At 59.4% G+C, this 20653-nt stretch carries 22 protein-coding genes and 1 tRNA gene; 8 read left to right on the top strand and 15 right to left on the bottom strand.

Annotated features, from left to right (window positions below; genetic code table 11):
- Positions 1-12: 12 nt before the first annotated feature.
- Positions 13-88, top strand: a tRNA-Thr gene (locus F8N49_RS12810).
- Between the two features lie 94 nt (positions 89-182).
- Here F8N49_RS12810 and F8N49_RS12805 read toward each other — a convergent pair.
- From F8N49_RS12805 to F8N49_RS12790, 4 genes are all read right to left on the bottom strand, one after another.
- Positions 183-863 (bottom strand): RES family NAD+ phosphorylase, encoded by a 681-nt coding sequence (locus F8N49_RS12805; protein ID WP_122751815.1) that lies wholly within the window; start codon positions 861-863, stop codon positions 183-185.
- A complete protein-coding gene (locus F8N49_RS12800; RefSeq protein ID WP_110602169.1) occupies positions 860-1267 on the bottom strand; it encodes an MbcA/ParS/Xre antitoxin family protein in 408 nt (135 codons plus the stop codon). The genes F8N49_RS12805 and F8N49_RS12800 overlap by 4 nt, the downstream gene beginning before the upstream one ends.
- Before the next feature lie 137 nt (positions 1268-1404).
- Positions 1405-1719 (bottom strand): type II toxin-antitoxin system YafQ family toxin, encoded by a 315-nt coding sequence (locus F8N49_RS12795; protein ID WP_122611117.1) that lies wholly within the window; start codon positions 1717-1719, stop codon positions 1405-1407.
- On the bottom strand, positions 1685-1975 hold the full coding sequence (locus tag F8N49_RS12790; protein ID WP_151551649.1) for a type II toxin-antitoxin system RelB/DinJ family antitoxin: 291 nt from the start codon (positions 1973-1975) through the stop codon (positions 1685-1687). The genes F8N49_RS12795 and F8N49_RS12790 overlap by 35 nt, the downstream gene beginning before the upstream one ends.
- A gap of 467 nt (positions 1976-2442) precedes the next feature.
- Here F8N49_RS12790 and F8N49_RS12785 point away from each other — a divergent pair, with 467 nt between their 5' ends.
- A complete protein-coding gene (locus F8N49_RS12785; RefSeq protein WP_016772151.1) occupies positions 2443-3369 on the top strand; it encodes a LysR family transcriptional regulator in 927 nt (308 codons plus the stop codon).
- Here the strand turns inward: F8N49_RS12785 and F8N49_RS12780 are convergent.
- The 9 genes from F8N49_RS12780 to F8N49_RS12740 all read right to left on the bottom strand — a co-directional run bounded on the left by F8N49_RS12780 (position 3286) and on the right by F8N49_RS12740 (position 13155).
- On the bottom strand, positions 3286-3603 hold the full coding sequence (locus tag F8N49_RS12780; RefSeq protein ID WP_024011198.1) for an AzlD domain-containing protein: 318 nt from the start codon (positions 3601-3603) through the stop codon (positions 3286-3288). The genes F8N49_RS12785 and F8N49_RS12780 overlap by 84 nt on opposite strands.
- The gene (locus tag F8N49_RS12775; RefSeq protein ID WP_016772152.1) at positions 3582-4298 is read right to left on the bottom strand and encodes an AzlC family ABC transporter permease; all 717 of its coding nucleotides are present in this window, start codon (positions 4296-4298) and stop codon (positions 3582-3584) included. The genes F8N49_RS12780 and F8N49_RS12775 overlap by 22 nt, the downstream gene beginning before the upstream one ends.
- Positions 4295-4672 (bottom strand): GNAT family N-acetyltransferase, encoded by a 378-nt coding sequence (locus tag F8N49_RS12770; protein WP_003220700.1) that lies wholly within the window; start codon positions 4670-4672, stop codon positions 4295-4297. The genes F8N49_RS12775 and F8N49_RS12770 overlap by 4 nt, the downstream gene beginning before the upstream one ends.
- Before the next feature lie 79 nt (positions 4673-4751).
- Positions 4752-5498 (bottom strand): 2OG-Fe dioxygenase family protein, encoded by a 747-nt coding sequence (locus F8N49_RS12765; protein WP_016772154.1) that lies wholly within the window; start codon positions 5496-5498, stop codon positions 4752-4754.
- Positions 5499-5728: 230 nt separating this feature from the next.
- On the bottom strand, positions 5729-7033 hold the full coding sequence (locus F8N49_RS12760) for an OprD family porin (protein ID WP_122751817.1): 1305 nt from the start codon (positions 7031-7033) through the stop codon (positions 5729-5731).
- A gap of 461 nt (positions 7034-7494) precedes the next feature.
- The gene (locus tag F8N49_RS12755; RefSeq protein ID WP_016772156.1) at positions 7495-7707 is read right to left on the bottom strand and encodes a hypothetical protein; all 213 of its coding nucleotides are present in this window, start codon (positions 7705-7707) and stop codon (positions 7495-7497) included.
- A gap of 245 nt (positions 7708-7952) precedes the next feature.
- Positions 7953-9059 (bottom strand): agmatine deiminase, encoded by a 1107-nt coding sequence (aguA, locus tag F8N49_RS12750; protein WP_151551647.1) that lies wholly within the window; start codon positions 9057-9059, stop codon positions 7953-7955.
- Positions 9059-9937 carry an N-carbamoylputrescine amidase gene (gene aguB / locus F8N49_RS12745; protein WP_016772158.1) on the bottom strand — a complete coding sequence of 293 codons (879 nt, stop codon included), beginning with the start codon at positions 9935-9937 and terminating at the stop codon, positions 9059-9061. The genes aguA and aguB overlap by 1 nt, the downstream gene beginning before the upstream one ends.
- A 305-nt stretch (positions 9938-10242) precedes the next feature.
- Positions 10243-13155 carry an aminotransferase gene (locus tag F8N49_RS12740; protein WP_151551644.1) on the bottom strand — a complete coding sequence of 971 codons (2913 nt, stop codon included), beginning with the start codon at positions 13153-13155 and terminating at the stop codon, positions 10243-10245.
- Between the two features lie 79 nt (positions 13156-13234).
- On the opposite strand from F8N49_RS12740, the gene F8N49_RS12735 reads away from it, so the two are divergent.
- From F8N49_RS12735 to F8N49_RS12715, 5 genes are all read left to right on the top strand, one after another.
- On the top strand, positions 13235-13891 hold the full coding sequence (locus F8N49_RS12735) for a DUF3916 domain-containing protein (protein ID WP_256675434.1): 657 nt from the start codon (positions 13235-13237) through the stop codon (positions 13889-13891).
- 82 nt (positions 13892-13973) lie between these two features.
- Positions 13974-14519, top strand: a complete 546-nt coding sequence (rfbC, locus tag F8N49_RS12730) for a dTDP-4-dehydrorhamnose 3,5-epimerase (protein WP_071174085.1) — start codon at positions 13974-13976, stop codon at positions 14517-14519.
- Between the two features lie 42 nt (positions 14520-14561).
- Positions 14562-16370, top strand: a complete 1809-nt coding sequence (locus F8N49_RS12725) for an ATP-binding protein (protein WP_122747933.1) — start codon at positions 14562-14564, stop codon at positions 16368-16370.
- On the top strand, positions 16367-17749 hold the full coding sequence (locus tag F8N49_RS12720) for a sigma-54 dependent transcriptional regulator (RefSeq protein ID WP_071174083.1): 1383 nt from the start codon (positions 16367-16369) through the stop codon (positions 17747-17749). The genes F8N49_RS12725 and F8N49_RS12720 overlap by 4 nt, the downstream gene beginning before the upstream one ends.
- Positions 17746-18201, top strand: a complete 456-nt coding sequence (locus F8N49_RS12715) for a thioesterase domain-containing protein (protein ID WP_122747932.1) — start codon at positions 17746-17748, stop codon at positions 18199-18201. The genes F8N49_RS12720 and F8N49_RS12715 overlap by 4 nt, the downstream gene beginning before the upstream one ends.
- Positions 18202-18405: 204 nt before the next feature.
- On the opposite strand, the gene cysQ is transcribed toward F8N49_RS12715, so the two are convergent.
- A complete protein-coding gene (cysQ, locus tag F8N49_RS12710; RefSeq protein WP_122747931.1) occupies positions 18406-19233 on the bottom strand; it encodes a 3'(2'),5'-bisphosphate nucleotidase CysQ in 828 nt (275 codons plus the stop codon).
- A 7-nt stretch (positions 19234-19240) separates the two neighbouring features.
- Positions 19241-19810, bottom strand: a complete 570-nt coding sequence (gene nudE, locus F8N49_RS12705) for an ADP compounds hydrolase NudE (protein ID WP_016772166.1) — start codon at positions 19808-19810, stop codon at positions 19241-19243.
- 88 nt (positions 19811-19898) lie between these two features.
- On the opposite strand from nudE, the gene yrfG reads away from it, so the two are divergent.
- On the top strand, positions 19899-20561 hold the full coding sequence (gene yrfG / locus F8N49_RS12700; protein ID WP_071174081.1) for a GMP/IMP nucleotidase: 663 nt from the start codon (positions 19899-19901) through the stop codon (positions 20559-20561).
- The last annotated feature ends 92 nt before the right edge of the window (positions 20562-20653 follow it).

The following is a 20653-nucleotide window of genomic DNA, read 5'->3' as shown; positions in this document are numbered from 1 at the left end:
CGTCGCCCACACGCCGGTATAGCTCAGTTGGTAGAGCAACTGACTTGTAATCAGTAGGTCCCGGGTTCGACTCCTGGTGCCGGCACCATACAAAACAAAGCCCCTGCAGAAATGCCGGGGCTTTGTTGTTTCTGGCGTTTGGAGTTCACAAGGCCCTCGCGGATGCGAGGGCTTTTTGCGTTTCATACCTGACTGATCTCGAGCACATACGAAATCCTCTGCTCGTTCGCACTCCAGACATAGCGCAAATGCTTGCCCTGCTTCGGAATCGATACCGCCGGCGGCCGAAACGCCGCAACGCATTCATGCCCGGGCAACCGCACGCTGTTATAGAGCAAGCCCCACGATTCACCATCGCGCAACTGTCGCGCAAATACCTGCGATGGCCCATAGGCTTCCGGATCGAGCTGATGCAAATGTTCGTAACCTTGGCGAACGTCATGCAGCGGCTTTACCACCCGATTGATGTAAGTACGCATGGTCAATTCGAGATCGGCTTCCCGGGTCGCCGCGAGAAAACGTTCCTGGTGAAAACAGGTTTCAGCGATGGCCGCACTCTGGCTGCTGGCGGCGTAATAGACGCCGAAGGTGCCGTCACTGAAACGGCTGCGTTTGCCGACGTGAGTGAACGCGGCCATCACCGGGCTGGAACCGGGGCCGGACAGGCGATCTTCGGGACGTACGCGGGCGAGAACACCGGCCTGTTCTATCAGGCGATCGTTGGTCAGCGCTTCGATGGCGTAGGCAACTTCAAGGTCCTCCGGATCGAGGACATCTTCGAACAGCGCGATCGGCGGGAAGCAGCTGTTGACGATGCGATACACCCGCGGCCATGGCACATCGACAAGCGTCGGCGCTTTCAACCGCGCACTCCATCGAGATAGCGGCGCACATCGGCGATATCGACCACCCGGCCCGCCAGCATGTAATCCAGAGCGGTTTTGCCGTTGAACGGTGCCGCCGTGTTGGGGCTGCTGACCCAATCGTAGGCGCGCTCGCGGCTGTTGCTGAAGATGATGCTCAACGCCTTGTGAATACCCATCAGATAAGAGATGCGCTCGAGGGTGTCATGGGGCAGGCGGATGTTTGGCAGGTGTTTGTATTTATAGAACGTGGTGTTACCGACTCCTCCGAGCAGGGTGCGTTGTTGCTCGGCGTTGCAGCCCCAGTGCTCCATGAGGTTGAAGAAGAACTTCAACGCAACGCGCCCGGCTTCGGGGGCGTCGAGTTGTTCGCGTGGGGTGAGAGCTGGGGATGAGGTAGGCATAGACGCCTCCTGATTTTTTGTCTTAGCTGAAGACTAGTACATAACTGTAATTTTTTAGTATTTTGATACACAAGCGAACGAATCGTAACAATCAAACGCACGGAAGCCGGAGTTAAGCCGGCTTATGTATTTCTGCGCTATTGAAACAGTTCTGAATGACTCCCTAAATCCACGAACGTGATCAGGTCTGGACGTGTGTTCTCGTAAACCATCAGAAAATCGCCACCGATATGACACTCGCGGAATCCAGACCAATCTCCAGTCAGCGCATGATCCAGATATTCTGCCGGTAACTGCTGGCCCAGGAACAACATTGCCATCACCTTCCGAACGTCGTTCATATCTCGCCTTCCGGCACGGTTATAACGATCCCAAGACTTCTTGAATTCAGAAGTCTGTGCACACTGTTTAGGTCGATCAGCGCGTTTTTGTGTTTTCTCCTGTTTCGCCATCAGCATTCCTCAGCATGTCGTCTATCGAGTCGAAACGCTGACGGATTTCTCGTGCTTCCATCATTGCGCGGGCCGTCTTCTCCGATGGAACTAGCACCTCGAAGGGAAGCCCCTGAGTAGCAACAACCTGTCGCAGAAAAAGTCGCATGGCGTCACTAATGCTCAGCCCGCAAGCGTTCAAGACTTCAGTGGCACGCGCTTTCAAATCCTCATCAATGCGGCAGCGCACATCGGTAGTTTTCAGTAGTGCAGCCATTTCAATTACCTCATCGTGATTTTGTAGCTACATCAGCGCTACCTCTGCATTGTGTTCGGGTTGATCTTCGTCGGTCAACGCGAAGTTGATAGGTGGTTATCCCCACCATGGCTCGCATGCCAGACATCCATTTCAACTCCTTTGACTGTTGGGCGCTATCAGCTAAATCGTTACTTTACCCGAGACCTATCTGCGTATGACGCAGGCAAAAAGCTAGGAAGATGTAAGCTGTTTCTCTTCGAAAAGAATCTCCCCGCGCACCAAAACCACGCACTTTTTTGACCTTCATCACCCCCACTTCACCAAAAACCCCGATCCTCTGTCAGCCTCCAGCCATCGGCGGGGAAATCAATTCGCTACTAAATCCGCGACAACTATGCTCAGGTGCAGGAATATAGCCGGCATATGGCGCCGTTTCGGTCGTTTCGTACACAACAATACCCAGCCCACTTCAGAGGGCATTACCCATGGATAGCAGAACCTTACGCAACCTCATGCGCATCGTGCAGACCGGCTCGTTGTCGGCCGCAGCCGAGCATTCGTGCCTGACCGTGCAGGCGTTGGCCGCACAGTTGAACAAGGTCGAAGAGCAGTTCGGTTTCCGCTTGTTTCGCCGTTCCAACAAGGGCCTGACGCTGACGCCGCAAGGTACGGAGCTCACGCCTTACATCGACAAAGTGCTGATTGCCACGCGACAGATGGAAGAAAAGGTCGAGGCGCTGAAGGTACCCGGGCAGCGAACATTGAAGGTCGCGTTGAACAACACCCTGTCGCCTGATTTCAACCGGCGCATGATCGGGCGCCTGATCGAGGTGTTTCCCGATTATCAGATGGAGTTCAGCTACGCCGAGTCGATGGAAAACCTCAGCAAGCTGAAGAACGAAGATTTCGACCTTGCCGTACTGATCGGCCCGCAGCGGCCGGGGCTGCCGAGCATCGTCCTGCCGGATGTGCAGGTGCAGGTGGTCGGTGCGCATTGTGGTCAGGAAAACGATCCGCTGACCTTGCTGGGCAACAAGTTTCAGGTGCGTCCTGCGGAAGATTGTCCGTATTCCCACAGTTTTCTGCGCTTTCTCGACGCCGGACTGGGCAATCACGAGAACGGCCAGCGCATGGTCTATTCGTGCAGCGAAACCCTGACGCTGTCGTTGATCACGCAGATGGATGCGGTCGGCATGGTCTCGCGTGAAGCGGCGCAGAAGAACGGTCTGACGATTTTTCCCGGTTTCGAGGATTTCCTCGAAGTCCGCCTGGCGGTAAACAACCCGGAGTTGTCCCACCAGGCGCTGAACGACGTCGTTGATCTGCCGCTACATGAACGAGCCGAGCGCAATGTACGCAGCCGTCCCCACCGCCACACTGAGAAAGAGGTTTTTGCTGAAATACGCACATAGCAACGTTGGAATCGCGGCGTAGAATTCCGGGCGATCGAGCTGGATCTGCCGATCCTTGATCAACAGGGGTGTGAGGCTGATCGCAGCGACGATCGCCACCGGCAGATATTCCAGCGCCCGCGCCACGAACGGCGGCCAGTGTTCGGTGTTGATCTGCAGCGGCAATGCGCGCGGCAGGAAGGTCACCGCCATCATCAGCACCACCACCAGAATCAGGAACGTTTGGTCAGGCATACACCCACTCCGCAGCCCACAAACGTGGCGATAAATACGTTGAAGGGCGAACTGCCGATCAGGCTCAGTGCGCCCATGCAGACCACGGCAGCAGCGGCCGCAATCAGTTTGTTGCGCGTGTTGCACAGCGAGACCAGCACGTAGAGCATCATCGCCGTCAGCGCGTAGTCGAGCTGATATTTGATCAAGTGCGCCGCGTACTGCGCGCAGACCGCACCGAGCAAACCGCCGAGCACCCACGAGGTGTGGCAGAACAGATTGAAACCGATCAGGTAACGCACGTTGACCGGTGCGCCCGTGCCGAGTTTGACGCTATGAAAGGCGAAGGATTCATCGGTCAGGCCACCGGCGTAAGCCCAACGCTCCATGCGGCTCAAGCCCAATGCACGCAGGGCTTTGGCCATGTACACCGACATCAGCATGTGCCGCGCATTGATCAGGAAAGTGGTCAGCACAATGGTGGTCAGCGACGCACCGCTGGAGATCAGCGCCAGCGCGGCGAATTGCGATGCGCCGGCATAGACGAACAAGCACATCGCCACTGGCAGCCACATCGGCAGGCCGGCGTTGACCGCCATCAGCCCGAAGACAAACGACACGGTGAAATACCCGGCGACCACCGGGCTGGCTTCGGCAAACGTGCGCGACGGCTGATGAGTCGCCATCAGCGGCGCGCTGCCGGACCTTTCATTCATAGATCCCTCTCAAATGTTCGTTCGCCGTGAGGCTCGCAAAAACCCTGGGCGGTCCAGAATCGCTTGCCCGCGAGGTTAGCATCGTCGACGAACAGAAACATCCGCAGCACCCCGACCCGTTTCATGTCGGACGACGCTGCTTCGACCAGACGCTGGCCCACGCCCTGGCTGCGGTAACGCGGGCTCACGGCCAGATGGTTGATCGTGCCGCGACTGCCGAGCATGCCGCCGAGCACCGCGCCGACGATCTCGCCCTCGACATCGAAAGCCAGGTACGCCGTGGTGGTTTTCTGGATCAACACGCCGCGCAGGCATTTGGCGTCCTGCCATTCGCAGAACGACACTTCGTCGAACTGGCGGAAGAAGCGCTCCATGCGTTGCGCATCCTTGGCGGTGGCGCGGCGCAGTACCACTGGCGTCGAGCACTCGACGCCGTCGATTGGGGTGATCTGATTAGCGAACAATGTCGAAAGCGGTCCCGGGCCGCGAGAAGGAAATCGCCAGAATCTGCCGGTACGCCATGGCATGGGTGTGGGTGTTGCGCGCCGGGGTCACGTAATGGCGCATGTCGCGATCAAGGAAATAGGTGGTATCGAGAATTTCCTCGTAGGTGGTCGCCGCCAGCTGTTGCTGATGAATGTCATACAAACGACTCTCTGCGCCCTCGACGTTATTGCGCCCCCAGAAGTGCACGCCGCTGAACGGATAGCCGTCGCAGTGAATGCCTTCAGGGGTGATTTCCAGCTGTTTGCCGGGTTTGATCTCGATGCGGATCTGATGGATCTGGCACTGCCAGATTTCATCGTGCAACTCTTCTGGCAGCACACTTTTGTACACTTCGAAATCGGTGTCGATCAGGCTGCGCATCACCGGCGAAGAGATCACTTCTTCGGAAAAGTCCTGAAAGTGTCGTACCACGCCGCCGACGTAAGCGTTGTTCTCTTTCGATTGCACATAGGCGCGATGCTCAAGTTGCTTGAGCTCGCGGGTTTTCGGGTTGTATTCAAAGTCGCTGTAACGACGGTAACGCATGCCGGCTTCGGCCTGACCGTAGTAGCTGTCAGGCTCCATATTTTCCCAACTTTTGGTCAGTCTGACGAAGTCGGCAAAATGACCGTAGAGATTGAAGTCACCACCCTGGACGTTGACAAACTTGTCGCGCCGTAGCGATTCGCCCACTTCTCTGTTCAAAACGATCATTACCAAATTCTCCGCTGCGTTGAACGCCCTAATCTATTGGGTGGAGAATTTGCGTCCATGAGAAAGAATTTCAGGCATTTGAAGCACTGCTTGAAACGAAATCTGCAGCGCTTGAAAAACGACTTTTACATGACAAAAACACCGGTTATTTACGGTTTGCGCTGAAAAACCGGCGAAAAAAACCCCGAACGAATCGGGGCTTTCTCATTTTTCTTACAGCGGATCGCTCATCAGAAGATGTTGATCGGATAGTCCACGAATACACGCAGCTCGTTACCGCTGACGTTGTACTCGCTGGATTTCTGCGACACGCGCAGGATCGAACTGCGCAACTTCACGCTCAGGTCTTTGGCCGGGCCACTTTGCACGACGTACTTGAACTGGTTGAAGATCTCGCGCTCGGTGCCGCCTTCGCTGGTGGACGTGGTGATGTTGTCGCCGCGCACGTAAGCGAAGTTGTAGCTCAGACCCGGAACGCCGAACGAACCAAAGTCCAGGCCGTAACCCAGCTGCCAGCTGCGTTCGTCTTCGGCGTTGAAGTCAGACCAGTAGGAGTTGGCCAGGTAGATGGAGTTACCGCCGTCGCCGACACGGCCCTGATCTTTCTGGTAGCCACCATAGGCGTAACCGAGGTTACTGTCGCCAGTGGAACGCTGATGCGCCACGGTGAACGAGTGCGGGCCGGTGGCGAAAGTGGCTGCCAGGCTCCAGATCTTGTTGTCGCGACCAGTGACGATGCTTTCGCCCGGCACGGTGTTTTCGCGTACGTACGAGCTGTCCAGCTTGGTGCGATAGCCGTTGAAGTCCAGGGTCAGGGACTGATCCTTGTTGAACGGAATCACATAGTTGGCGTTCACGTACTGTTTCTTCAAGACGTCTTCAACGTCGGACGCATACAGCGCGCCTTTGAAGTGTTCGGTGAACTGATAGCTGCCGCCCAACACGTTGATCGACTTCAGACCGCCGCTGTCACGGCCCTCATCGCTCTTGCGCGATTCGGCGGTGAATCGGCCGGCGTTCAATTCCAGGCCTTGGATTTCACGGGAAGTGATCAAGGTACCGGTATAGCTTTCCGGCAGCAGACGCACGTTGTCGTAGCTCAGCACCGGCAGGGCCGGCATCTGGTCGCCATAGGTCAACACGGTGTTGGAAACACGGAATTTGACCGCTGCGCCGCCCTTGGCGATGTCGTGGTTCGCACGACCGTCATTTTCCTGTCTGAAGAAGTCGATGCCGCCAGCGCCGCTACGGCCCTTGCCGCCGTCCAGGCGCAATGCGTACAGACCGAAAGCGTCCACGCCGACACCGACGGTGCCTTGAGTGAATCCCGACGAGAACGTACCGATGGCCGCTTGGCCCCATTCGGCCTTGTCCTTGTTACCGTCTTTGTAATCACGATTGATGTAGGCGTTGCGCAGCAGCACTTTCAGGCTGCTGTCTTCAACGAAACCCTTGGACTCGGCCTGGTCGTTAGCCATGGCCTGTGTAGCACTCAACATCCCCAGTGCGATCAGACTGATTCGCTTGTTCAACATTTTGTTTTCCTTATTACGGGTTGAAACGCGCTGTGTCGAACGGCTGAAACGGCGCTTTCTGCACTCTTGTATTCACCCCGAAACAAAAAAGCCCGCCGACGTTAACGTCATGGCGGGCCTGCTCCTTATTTTGAGTCATGGCGGTTAGCCACAGGCGTTGGGCCGAATCGTAGCCGCGCCCTGAACTGTGTGTCAATTTCAAGAATCGTCTTTAAATAGGCGAAAAACGTCTAAGAAACGTAATTTTCTTGCTGGGCGGTTGCAGAAAAAACGGATTAAACAGGTAGTTTGAACTGTGGGGAGCGAGCCTGCTCGCGAAGCGCTGGATCAGTCAACAAAGTCATTGGCAGTGCTGACGTCTTCGCGAGCAGGCTCGCTCCCACTTCTGAATACCTGTGGATAAAAATCAGGCAAAAAAAGCGCCGCCATCCCGGCAGCGCTTTTACCAATCCCTATTGTTCTTATCCTTCCATCACATCCCACAAGGCTTCCAGCTCGGCCTCGCTGAACAGGCCAGCGGGGTAACGCTCGATCATCATCCGGCGCGGATCAGGTTGTCTGATCTGACGCGTTCCATTGGACTTCAACCAGTGCGCGACAAGCTGGAGCGATTCGCCGTTGACGGCCATGGGATGCACAGTCCGCTCGCTGATTACGTTCACTTCGGCGTTCATTTCAGCGCTCTCTCCCCGTTCGTGAGCGGCTACGTTATCCAAGGTTTGTGACAGAACTGTTGAAGTTCCCCGCCCTCCCTAGTGCATCAGGAGCAATACAAGAGCTATGCCAAGGCGACTCGAATGTCGACCGGCGGATACAAACAAGCCCGCGGTCCTGACGGGCCGCGGGCTTGCTTTCATGCAGAGCGAGCTAATCATTGCCTGGCTGATTTGTGAATCAACTCAAGCTGTTACGACTCAACTCACTCTTTGTGCGGGGCTGGCTGCTGTTGGGTAAGGCAGTGAATATTGCCGCCACCCAGTAACAGTTCACGGCCCGGCACCATCACTACTTCGTGTTGCGGGAACAGCTTCTGCAGGATTTCCCTGGCCGGGGCATCCATCGGGTCGTCGAAGCTCGGCGCGATGATGCCGCCGTTGACGATCAGGAAGTTCACGTAGGAACCGGCCAGACGCACGGAAGGATTGCGCTCCTGCGAACCGTCCACCGCATCGACGCCGGCACACTCTTCTTCGGTCGCGTACAGCGGCCCCGGAATCGGCATTTTGTGCACCGTGAACGGGCGGCCCTTGGCGTCGGTGCTGCTTTGCAGCACTTTCATTGCGGCCTGGCAGCGCGGGTAGTTCGGATCCTGCGGATCATCGGTCCACGCCAGCAGCACTTCGCCTGGACGCACGTAGCAGCAGAAGTTATCCACATGGCCGTCGGTTTCATCGTTGAACAAGCCATCCGGCAACCAGATGATCTTGTCCACAGACAGGTTGTCGCTGAGTACGGCTTCGATTTCTTCGCGGCTCAGGTGCGGGTTGCGATTGCGGTTGAGCAAGCATTCTTCGGTGGTGATCAGCGTGCCTTCGCCGTCGACATGAATCGAACCGCCTTCGAGCACGAAACCTTCGGTGCGGTAACGCGGGCTGCGCTCGATCTCGAGGATCTTGCCGCCGACCTGCGAATCGCGGTTCCACGGTGCATACAGGCCGCCATCGAAACCACCCCAGGCGTTGAAATCCCAGTTCACACCGCGCACTTCGCCATGGTTATTGATCACGAAGGTCGGGCCGCTGTCGCGAACCCAGGCATCGTCGCTGGACATTTCCACCACGCGGATATTCGGAACATCGAGGCGCGCGCGGGCGTTTTCGTATTGGCCGGCGGAGACGGCAACGGTGACCGGCTCGAAGCGGGCGATGGCCTTGGCCACCGTGGCGTGCGCAGCCTGCGCCGGTTTGCCGCCCAGACGCCAGTTGTCCGGGCGCTCGGGCCAGATCATCCAGGTCTGGGTTTGTGGCGCCCACTCGGCCGGCATGTAGAAGCCATCGGCGCGTGGGGTACTTTTCAATGTGGTCATCAGGACTCCAGGGAACCGTCGAGGGTTTTCAACGCGCCGTACAGATTCGGCCGGCGGTCGCGGAATGAACCCCACGCGCTGCGAATATGTTCCAGCTCGTCGAGGTTGAACGTGTGCACAAGAATACCTTCTTCGGTTTTATTCAGCTCCTGCACTTTTTCGCCGAACTGGTTGGCGATGAACGACGAGCCGTAGAAGGTGATGTCGTAGCCGTCCTGCTCTTCATTGCCGATGCGGTTGCTGGCAATCAGCGGCATCAGGTTGGCGCCGGCATGGCCCTGCTGGACCCGCTGCCAGTGATCGCGCGAAGAAATGGTCTTGTCGTGCGGCTCGCTGCCGATCGCGGTTGGATAAAAGAGAATTTCCGCGCCTTGCAGGGCCATGCTGCGCGCCGCTTCCGGAAACCACTGGTCCCAGCAAATGCCAACGCCAATTTTCGCGTAACGGGTGTTCCATACCTTGAAGCCGGTGTCGCCCGGGTTGAAGTAATACTTTTCGTGATAGCCCGGGCCGTCGGGGATATGGCTTTTACGATAAATCCCGAGGTTGCTGCCGTCGGCATCGATGATCGCGATGCTGTTGAAGCGTGCACGCCCGGCCAGTTCGTAGAAGCTGATCGGCAGTACTACTTGCAACTCTTTGGCGATTTTCCGGAAATGCTTGATGGCCACGTTTTCCTCAACCGTCGTTGCCAGTTGCAGGTAATCCGGATTCGGCTTCTGGCAGAAATACGGCGCCTCGAACAGTTCCTGGATAAGGATGATCTGCGCGCCTTTGGCGGCGGCTTCACGGACCAGTCTTTCAGCGGTTTCGAGGTTGGCTTCCAGGTCCCACGAACAGGCCATCTGCGTGGCGGCGACGGTAACGATACGGCTCATGAATCATCTCCGGGCTAGTGCTTTGACAGTCGAAGAATTCGACCGAAAAGAAAACGCGCGCACCGGACAAGAGATCACCATGCCGGAGCAATGGCGACTTTATAACCGATAAATATCGGCTTTAGAAGCTGCAAATAAGGAATCTCTCTGTTTGAACGCCAATTAAATCGATACAAATCGGACTTCAGACAGAAAACAAATGTGGGAGCGAGCCCGATCGCGAATGCGCTGTATCAGTCACCGCATGTGGCGACTGATACGCAGCTTTCGCGAGCAGGCTCGCTCCCACAGGGGATGTGCCTTGCTTACAGTCCTTCGCTCAACACCCGATCCAGCATATCGACAAAGAAATCCACGCTTTGGCGCGACGTCACCATCGGTGGCTTGATCTTGAGAATGTTCAAATCGTCGCCGGTCGGCTGCATGAAGATCCCCAGCTCACGCAAGCGATCACACAGGAACGCAGTTTCGGCGGTCGCCGGCTCCAGCGTCTGCCGATTGCGGATCAGTTCCAGCCCGAGATAAAACCCGGAGCCGTGCACCGCGCCGACCAGCGGATGTTTATCGATCAACGCTTCCAGGCGCGCCTTGAAGTGGCCGCCGACGACCTGGGCGTTTTCCCAGAGCTTTTCTTCCTCCATCACATCGAGCACCGCCATGCCGATCTGGCAACTGACCGGACTGCCGCCCGCCGACGAGAAGAAATAGCCCTCAGCCTCCAGCGCCTCGGCGATTTCCCGGCGAGTGATCACCGCGCCAAGTGGCTGACCGTTACCCATGCCCTTGGCCATGGTGATGATGTCCGGCACCACGCCCTGCTCTTCGAAGCCCCAGAAAAAATGGCCCATGCGCCCGTAACCGACCTGCACTTCGTCAGCGATGCATACTCCACCCTGCGCGCGGACCTTTTCATACACCTGCGGCAAATAGCCCGGCGGTAGAGAAATACCCCCGGCATTACCGTAGACCGGCTCACAGATGAAACCGGCCAGTTGCCGCTTTTGCTCGGCCAGTTTTTGCAGATGATGCTCGACGCTGCGCACGTAATCCGGCGCCGAATCGGCGCCACGGAATTCGCCGCGATACGTGTTCGGCGCTGGCACTGGGTGCACCCAGTCCGGGCGACTTTCCAGGGCCTTCGGGTTGTCGGCAATCGACGTCGATACCGCATCGGCGCCGATCGTCCAGCCGTGATACGCCTCGAGCACGCTGATCATGTCGCGCCCGCCGCTGTAGGCCCAGGCCAGACGAATCGCCAGGTCATTGGCCTCACTGCCGCTGTTGACCAGGAACACGCGATCCATGCCCTTCGGCGCCAGCTTCAGCAAGCGCTCGGAAAACTCGGCGACCGCCGCGTAGTTGAAACGCGAATTGGTATTGAGCAACGACCACTGCCGCGCCGCGACCGCCGCCATCCGAGGGTGGCCGTGGCCGAGCACCGCGACGTTATTGAGCATGTCCAGATAGGATCGGCCGTGCATATCAATCAGGTGATTGCGCCAGCCGCGTTCAATACGCGGCGGGTCAACGTAATAGTGTTTTTGCGTGCGGGCAAAACTGGCATCGCGGCGTTCGAGCAGGGTTTTCGCGTCCAGCTCAGGCTCGGCGTCGCAGGCCAGCCCGAGCAGCATCGCCGGTGACGGGCACAACGCCTGCCACGCCGATGCACGGGACGGCGTGCAGAACAGCGGCGCGTCGAGCTCTGCTCCCCGGCACATCTGCACTAGCAGCGGCCCCGTGACCGCACCGAGCTTCTGGCCTCTATCCACTGCCACCCCATGTTCAAGAACAGGCGTCACGCCCCACAGGCGAACACTGAACTGCGGGCCATCGAGTTGCAGCGCACCGTTTGCCGCTTGCTTCAGAACGCCGGCGAACGGTGCTTGCACTTCGGCTCCAGCCGGCACACGCAATTCGACATGCAACGGGAACGTGTCCGGCTCAGTCGCGCTGTCTGGCCGAGTACGTGACAAGCGATACTGGCCATAACGCGTCGCCGCCAGCCCGTGCACCGCTGCGGCCTCTGTCAGCAAGCGCTGATCAATGCCCGGCTGCTCCCAATTGCCCGCCTCGAAGTGCGGGCTCAACACGCCCAGATCGATCAGCGCAAATTCACGCCCGACCAGCCCTGGCAACAACGGTGCAAATTCTGTGTTTTCGGCCTCTGGCACGGTCTGTCCCACGGCTGTGAGAATCGCCGCTTCCATCAGCGCCTGTGGCACCGATGTCGCGACGCGAAAGATTTCCCACTCGTGACTGAGATTGTCGCGGCTATACGTATTGGTGGGGTCGATGCTCACCTGTTGCTCGCCACTGAGCACCAGCACCGCCGCCCGGGCCACGATCAATGGCCACAGCGCTTGCAGCTCAGCGTACTGCAACGAATTGACCGCGTGATACGCCCGGACCGCCGGCAGGATGACAAACGGATCGCCATCGGCGTGATGCAGCAAAGCCGCACAGGTCACCGACAGATCGGTGATACGCCAGGTGCGCACCAGATCACCGAAGTCGATCACACCCTGCAATTGCCAATGCCGCTGGGCATCACGCGCCCAGACGACGTTGTCATCGGTGATATCCATGTGAATCGCCTGCACCGGCAGCTTGTCCAGCAGCGGCAGCAAACGGCGCTCGGCCTGCTCGGCGGCAGCGCTGATCACCGCACGCTGCTGCACGTCGGTAATCACCGGCAACAGATGACTGATCAAAGCGTTGGCGTGACGCGCGTCCCACTGCAAGGTGCGTTCAAGGCCCGGGTGATCGAAGCCTGCCAGGGCCAGATCCATCTCGCCACAGAGTCGGCCAAACCCGGCGACCACGTCCTGGCCAAGATGATCGAAATCGGTCAACGGCTGGCCGTCGATGTACTCCAGCAAGCGCACATGCACCGTTTCGCCATTGGCTTGCAACGACAACAGATCTGCACCGTTATTGGCTGCGATGACGCGCGGCACCTTGATCGCCGAATGCTCGGCCAAGTATTTGAGCGCGGCGTGCTGGGCTTGCAGCTCCACAAGAGCGTAGTCGCCACGACAGACTTTCAACACGAAGCGCCCACTGCCACCGTCGACGCGATAATTCAGATCCTGCTGGCTGCCCAGCGCCTGCAACGTGCCGCTGAGCCCGTAATGTTCGGCCAGCCATTGCAGCGCCTGCGCCTCTGAAACCTGCGGACCGGGCAAACTGGCGCGATGAATCAACGTGGCGAGCGGCATGAAACGACCCCTGAAATTTTATTAGGCGCTTATATCGCCATTGCCTTGGCGGTTACGCAACCCCTCAAGACGCTGGCCGGTGAAAGGAAAACGGCAAGATCATCGCGAAAGCTTCCCAGGCAAACTTTCCTACAAGACTTTCAGATTGTGTTTCAGCGCCGCGCTGTGCAATCTGCGCCCCGAATTCGCAGCACGGATGCAAGCCCACGTCATGTCCCATCGTCGCCTCGCCCTTACCGACAAAAAGGTTCGCAACATCCCTCGCCGCTTACGTGCATTGGCTGCTTGGGCCGCCGATTTCGAGGGATACTTTCCAGCCGACCTCACTCTCGAAGATAAATACTGGAACTGGAAAATTCCGATTCACATGGCGATGGTCGAAGGAAAACAGGCAACAACCGATCTGAAAAGGCAATGTGCCCAGCACTTGATCGACGCGGCGCAGCACCTACGCCTGGCTCGTCCTGAGCATGCGCTTGACTGCAGGGTGGTCGCAGCCATTTGTGTTCCCGGCATGTTTTCCAGCGAAATCTGTATCTATACGGATCTGGAATACCACCGCGGTCATATCCCTGCCTCCGACAGCGAATATGTCGAAACCGGCAAAAGCCTGGCTCAAGAATGGGGTCTTGTGTTGCCAAAGGGCATGGGCGAACGAGGTTTGCGCTACGAGGTTGAAGGCTGGGATGGGCAGACTTATGAAGAGGAACGCTGGTATTTTGGCGAGGTCGATTGACGCTCCGGCGTAGTCCGCACTCGCGCCCCGCAGCACTTTGCGCAAGAATGTCGGCCATTCACACCTATCAATGGAAATCCTCATGAATGTCATCACCACCGATCTGCCCGGTGTTCTGATCATCGAACCCAAGGTGTTCGGCGACGAGCGCGGTTTTTTCTACGAGAGTTTCAATGCCAAGGCGTTTCAGGACGCTACCGGTCTGGAAACGCAGTTTGTGCAGGACAACCATTCGCGCTCGCAAAAAGGCGTGCTGCGTGGTCTGCATTACCAGTTGCAGAACACCCAGGGCAAACTGGTTCGCGTGACCGCGGGTGAAGTGCTCGATGTGGCGGTGGACATCCGTCGCAGCTCGGCGCATTTCGGCAAGTCGGTGGCGGTGCGCCTGTCGGCGGAAAACCATCGTCAGCTATGGGTACCCGAGGGTTTCGCTCATGGCTTCGTGGTGCTGAGTGAGTTCGCCGAGTTCCTCTACAAGACCACCAACTATTACGACCCGTCCTCCGAGCGCAGCATTCGCTGGGACGACCCGGCGCTGGGCATCGACTGGCAACTGGACGAAGCGCCGAAGCTGTCGGCCAAGGACCAGGCGGCCGCGCTGCTCAAGGACGCTGACGTCTTCGCCTGAGGCCGGGCATAATGCGCCTGTCCCTACAGGCGTATCCGGCACATGAAACCACCGCTCCCCCGCAGACCTCGCTGGCGCAGCCTCGCGCTGTTGGCCCTGTGCCTGGCGCCGCTGCTGTGGCCGCTGGAACATCTTGCCGAGCGCTATTACCGCAGCGAACTCGCCGGGCAGAATCGCCAGACCCTTGATCTTTACGTCGCCAATCTGCTCGGCACCCTGCATCGCTATGAAGTATTGCCGCAGATTCTCGGCGACCTGCCGGCCCTGCGCGCGGTGCTCGGTGCGCCGGACGACGGCGTGACCCAAGGCAACGCCAATCGCCTGCTGAAAAACATCGCCGCGCAGACCGGCGCTGAAGTCATGTACCTGATGGACACGTCCGGCCAGACGCTGGCGGCGTCGAACTGGGACAAACGCGACAGCTTCGTCGGCCGCAACTTCGCCTTCCGCCCGTATTTCAGCGAAGCCATGGCCGGGCGCCTCGGACGCTTCTTCGGCCTCGGCACCACTTCCGCCAAACGCGGCTACTTCTTCGCCGCTGCTGTGCGCAACGGCGAGAAAATCATCGGCGTGCTGGTGATCAAGGTCGACCTCGACCACACCGAAAGCCTGTGGGGCAAAACCCCGGAACAATTGCTGGTGACCGACCATAACGGCGTGGTCATCCTGACGTCGCGCCCGGAATGGCGTTTCCGTTCCACTCGCGAGTTGAGCGATGCCGAGCGCGCCGCGATCACCGCGATCCAGCCCTACCCGACCCGTGAACCGCGGCCGCTGAACCTGAGCACCGACGCCTGGCTGACGCAGACCCACGACATCGCCGAAACCGGCTGGAGCGTGAGCATTCTCGCCCCGCGCACGCTGATTGATCGTCCGGTGCGCACGGTGGTCGCCATCGGCGGCGCCACACTGTTGGTGGTCATGCTGCTGGTGGGTTTGATGATGCAACGTCGCCGGCATTATCTGGAGCGCATCGCCTTCGAGGCCAAAGCGCGCCGCGAACTGGAAGGCCGGGTGGCCGAACGTACCAGCGATCTGGAAGGCCTCAACCGGCGTTTGAAACAGGAAGTGCTCGAGCGTGAGCATGCGCAGCAGGAGCTGGTACGCGCCCAGGACGATCTGGTCCAGGCCGGCAAACTGTCGGCGCTGGGGACCATGTCGGCAAGCATCAGTCACGAACTCAATCAGCCGCTGGCGGCGATTCGCAGCTATGCGGAAAACGCCGAAGTGCTGCTCGATCATCAGCGCACCGAGGATGCGCGCGGCAACCTCAAGCTGATCAGCGAACTGACCGGGCGCATGGCCTCGATCATCGCCCACCTGCGCGCCTTCGCCCGCCGTGATCGCCACGCACCGGAAAGCGTTGCCCTGCAACCGGCGCTGGACGATGCGCTGGCATTGCTGGCCAAACGTCGGCGCAGCATGGAAGTCGAACTGATCCGCGACTTGCCCGCAGCCACGCTGTGGGTCGAGGCCGGCGAAACCCGCTTGCGTCAGGTGCTGGGCAATCTGCTGGCCAACGCCCTCGATGCGCTCACCGAAAAAGGCCCGCCGCGTAAGTTGTGGCTGAGTGCCGAAGCCACCGCCGACGGCGTCAATCTGTACATTCGCGACAACGGCCCCGGGTTCTGCATGGAGGCCCTTGGCCGCGCCAGCGAGCCCTTTTACACCACCAAGACCCGCACACAGGGTCTGGGTCTGGGACTGGCCATTTGTGAAACGCTGATGCGCGCATTTGGTGGCGAGCTGTCGTTCGCCAACCACAAGCAAGGCGGCGCCCTGATCACCCTGCGCCTGCGCGCCGGCGCGCCCGGAGTCAGCCTGCAACCTTCCGAGGATAGAAGTGCATGACCATCGACAATCGCATCCAGGTAGTGTTGATCGACGACGATCCGCACTTGCGCCAGGCCCTCGGCCAGACCCTGGACCTGGCCGGCCTGAAAATCCTGCCGCTGTCCGAAGCCAAGGGCCTGGCCGCGCAACTCGAGCGTGACTGGCCGGGGGTGGTGGTCAGCGACATCCGCATGCCGGGCATGGACGGCCTCGAACTGTTGAGCGAGTTGCATGCACAGGATCCGGAGCTGCCGGTGCTGCTGATCACTGGCCATGGCGACGTACCGCTGGCAGTGCAGGCGATGCGCGCCGGCGCTTACGATTTTCTGGAAAAACCCTTTGCCAGCGATGCGCTGCTCGACAGCGTCCGTCGCGCCCTCGCGCTACGGCGGCTGGTGCTGGACAACCGCAGCCTGCGTCTGGCCTTGAGCGACCGCAACGAATTGAGCGCGCGACTGGTCGGCCATTCGACGCCGATGCTGCGTCTGCGTGAGCAGATCGGTGCGCTGGCGGCGACCAAGGCTGACGTGCTGATCCTCGGCGAAACCGGTGCCGGCAAAGAGGTGGTGGCCCGCGCGCTGCACGATTTGTCGAGCCGCCGCAACGGCCCGTTCGTAGCGATCAACGCCGGCGCGCTGGCGGAATCGGTGGTGGAAAGCGAGCTGTTCGGTCACGAGCCCGGTGCTTTCACCGGCGCGCAGAAACGCCGCATCGGCAAATTCGAATTCGCCAACGGCGGCACGCTGTTCCTCGACGAAATCGAAAGCATGAGCATGGACGTGCAAGTGAAGCTGCTGCGCATGCTGCAGGAGCGAGTCGTCGAGCGTCTGGGCGGCAATCAGTTGATCCCGCTGGACATCCGCGTCATCGCCGCGACCAAGGAAGATCTGCGCCAAGCGGCGGATCAGGGTCGCTTCCGCGCCGACTTGTATTACCGCCTCAACGTCGCGCCGCTGCGCATCCCGCCGCTGCGCGAAAGGGGCGAAGACGCACTGGTGCTGTTCCAGCACTACGCCGATGAAGCCAGCGCCCGCCACGGCTTGCCCCCCCACGAGCTGCAACCGGCACACCGCGCCCTGCTGCTGCGCCACACCTGGCCGGGCAATGTGCGGGAACTGCAAAATGCCGCCGAACGCTTCGCCCTCGGGCTTGAACTGGCACTGGACAACAGCGCTGATGGCAGCGGTGGCACGCCGGTAGAAGTGGTCAGTGGCGGCCTCAGCGAGCAAGTGGAAAACTTCGAGAAATCGCTGATCGCCGCCGAACTGGCGCGCTCGCACAGCTCGGTGCGCAGCCTCGCCGAAGCCTTGGGTATTCCGCGCAAGACCCTGCATGACAAGCTGCGCAAACACGGTCTGAATTTCGGCGACAGCAGCCACGGGGAAGACCACGAATGAGCAGCGCAAGCGAATACCTGCAAACGGTGCTGCATCACGACATTCCGCTGACCGCCGAGATGGGCCTCAAAGTGCTCGAGTGGCGTGAGCAGCAACTGAGCCTGCACCTGCCGCTCGCGCCCAACGTCAATCACAAGAGCACCATGTTTGGCGGCAGCCTTTACTGCGGCGCGGTGCTGGCCGGTTGGGGCTGGTTGCATCTGCGTTTGAAGGAAGAAGGGATTACCGACGGACACATCGTCATTCAGGAAGGACAGATCAGTTATCCGCTGCCGGTGACCGGGGACGCCGTGGCGATCTGCCCGGCGCCGGATGCGGCAGTCTGGAAACGGTTCGTGGCGATGTATCGGCGATACGGGCGGGCGCGGCTGACGCTGGATACGCGGATACTGAATGGGGGAAGTGAGGACGAGGCGGTTAGATTTACCGGGCAGTACGTTTTGCACAGCTGAAGATCAAAAGCCCCCTCACCCTAGCCCTCTCCCGAGGGAGAGGGAACCGATACGGGGATGCTACAGATTTACGTCGACCTGAAACTGCTTCGCCGAATCCACAATCGACTCGATTCTCCGGGTCGATGCATAGCGCCAGACAACTCGGTCGGCTCCCTCTCCTGGGGGAGAGGGCTGGGGTGAGGGGAATTGCGGATCAGGCAGTTAGCCTCGGGCCAACTCCAACAACCGCCCGCGCCACGCAGCCTTCGCCGGCAGCGCCAGAAAAAACTCGTTCAACAGCGATTCCCGCGGCGGATAACTGAACGCCTCGCCGCTCAGATCCAGCACCTCGCCCCCCGCGCCTTCCAGCACGCCCTGAGCTGCCGCCGTGTCCCACTGCGAAGTCGGCGCCAGTCGCGGATAGCAATCAGCAGCACCCTCGGCCAGCAGGCAAAATTTCAAGGAACTGCCGATATTGGCCAGTTGCAGCTCACCAAGACTGGCGCTCAACCCGGCCAGCAAACGCTCTTGCTCGGGACTTGAATGGCGACGGCTGGCCACCACGGTAAACGCCTCGCCCGGCGCAGGCACATCGCGCACCCGAATCGCTACCGGCGTAGCGCCCTCGTCGCCACGCCATGCACCGAGCCCGGCACCGCCGACGTAAAAACGACCGTTGGTCGGCATCGTCACCACGCCAAATACCACCAGGCCATTTTCGATCAGCGCGATGTTGACGGTGAATTCCTCGCTACCGCTGATGAACTCCTTGGTGCCGTCCAGCGGATCCACCAGCCACCAGCGCTGCCAACCGGCGCGCACGCTTTGCGGGATGTCGGCGTCCTCTTCCGAGAGCACCGGAATGCTCGGATCCAGCGCCGTCAGCCCGGCAACGATAAGGTGATGCGCAGCCAGATCGGCAGCCGTCACCGGCGAATCATCGGACTTGGCCGTGACTTCGACGCCTGCACGCCAGAACGGCAGAATCGCCTCGCCAGCCTGTAAAGCCAGCGCAACCACAGGTGCCATCAGCGGATGGGGAAAATTCATCGACGTCTCACTCATAGCTGAACACCCCGCGCTGGCTCAGCAGGTCGCGGGTCAGATACAGCGCCGCCAAGGCGCGGCCCTCGGAAAATTGCGGATTCTGCGCCAGCGCCGACAGTTCGCGCAGGTTGACCTTGTCGACCCGCATCGGCTCCGGCTCATCGCCTTCCAGCCGCTCTTCATACAGGTCGGTGGCCAGCACCACTTGGATTTTCTGGCTCATGTAACCGGGCGACAGCGACAGCTCGGTCAGATGTTCCAACTGGCGCGCGCCATAACCGGCCTCTTCCTTAAGTTCCCGCTCGGCCGCCGCCAGCACATCTTCGCCCGGCTCGATCAGGCCTTTGGGCAGAGACAGTTCGTATTCGTCGGTGCCGCCGCAGTATTCCTCGATCAACACTGCGTGTTCGGCATCAAGCATCGCGACGATCATCACCGCGCCGTAGCCCGCGCCCTTGCCGACCAGACGCTCGTAAGTGCGCTCCACGCCATTGGAAAATCGCAGCTTGAGTTCTTCGACGCGAAACAGGCGACTGGTGGCGACGATCTCGCGGGCAAGTACGGTGGGTTTCTGGCGCATGCAAAGCTCCTTGGCGTGAACGCGCTACTATAACGCGGCTTTCCCGATTGTTTGCGTCGGATATCTTTTCACCGTTCGAGACGTTGCCATGCCTTCTTTACCGTGGTCCGACATCGATACCGTCCTGCTCGATATGGACGGCACGCTGCTGGATCTGCACTTCGACAATCATTTCTGGCTCGAGCACCTGCCTCAGCGCTACGCCGAACTGCACGGCATCAGCCGGGCCATGGCCGAGCTGGAATTGCAGCCGCTGTTCGAGCGCCACGCCGGCCAGTTGCAGTGGTACTGCCTGGATTTCTGGAGCGCGGAACTGAAATTGTCGGTGCGTGAACTGAAACAGGAAACCGCCCACTTGATCGCCCTGCGCGCCGATGCCGATACCTTTCTCGATGCAATCAAACGCGCAGGAAAACGGGTGATCATGATCACCAATGCGCACCGCGATTCGCTATCGTTGAAACTGGAACGGATCGAACTCGCACCTTACTTCGAGCGGCTGATCAGCTCGCACGACTATGGTTATCCCAAGGAGAACCCGCAGTTCTGGGATGCCTTGCAGGCGGACATCGGTTTTGATCCGGCGCGCAGCCTGTTTATCGACGACACCTTGCCGATCCTGCGCAGTGCACGGGATTTTGGCGTGGCGCACTTGCTGGCGGTGAAAGAACCGGACAGCCGCAAAGGGCCGAAGGACACAGCGGAGTTTGCCGCAGTCGAAGACTACCGCGATCTCATTGCCGGGCTCTGATCCCTGTAGGAGCTGCCGAAGGCTGCGATCTTTTGATTTGCTTTTTTTAAAGTCAAAGTCAAAAGATCGCAGCCTTCGGCAGCTCCTACATG

Source organism: Pseudomonas sp. GXM4, assembly GCF_008923895.1.
Classification (GTDB): Bacteria; Pseudomonadota; Gammaproteobacteria; order Pseudomonadales; family Pseudomonadaceae; genus Aquipseudomonas; species Aquipseudomonas atacamensis.
Note: the sequence above shows the minus strand (reverse complement) of the source record. Positions and strands in the feature narration are given on the sequence as shown.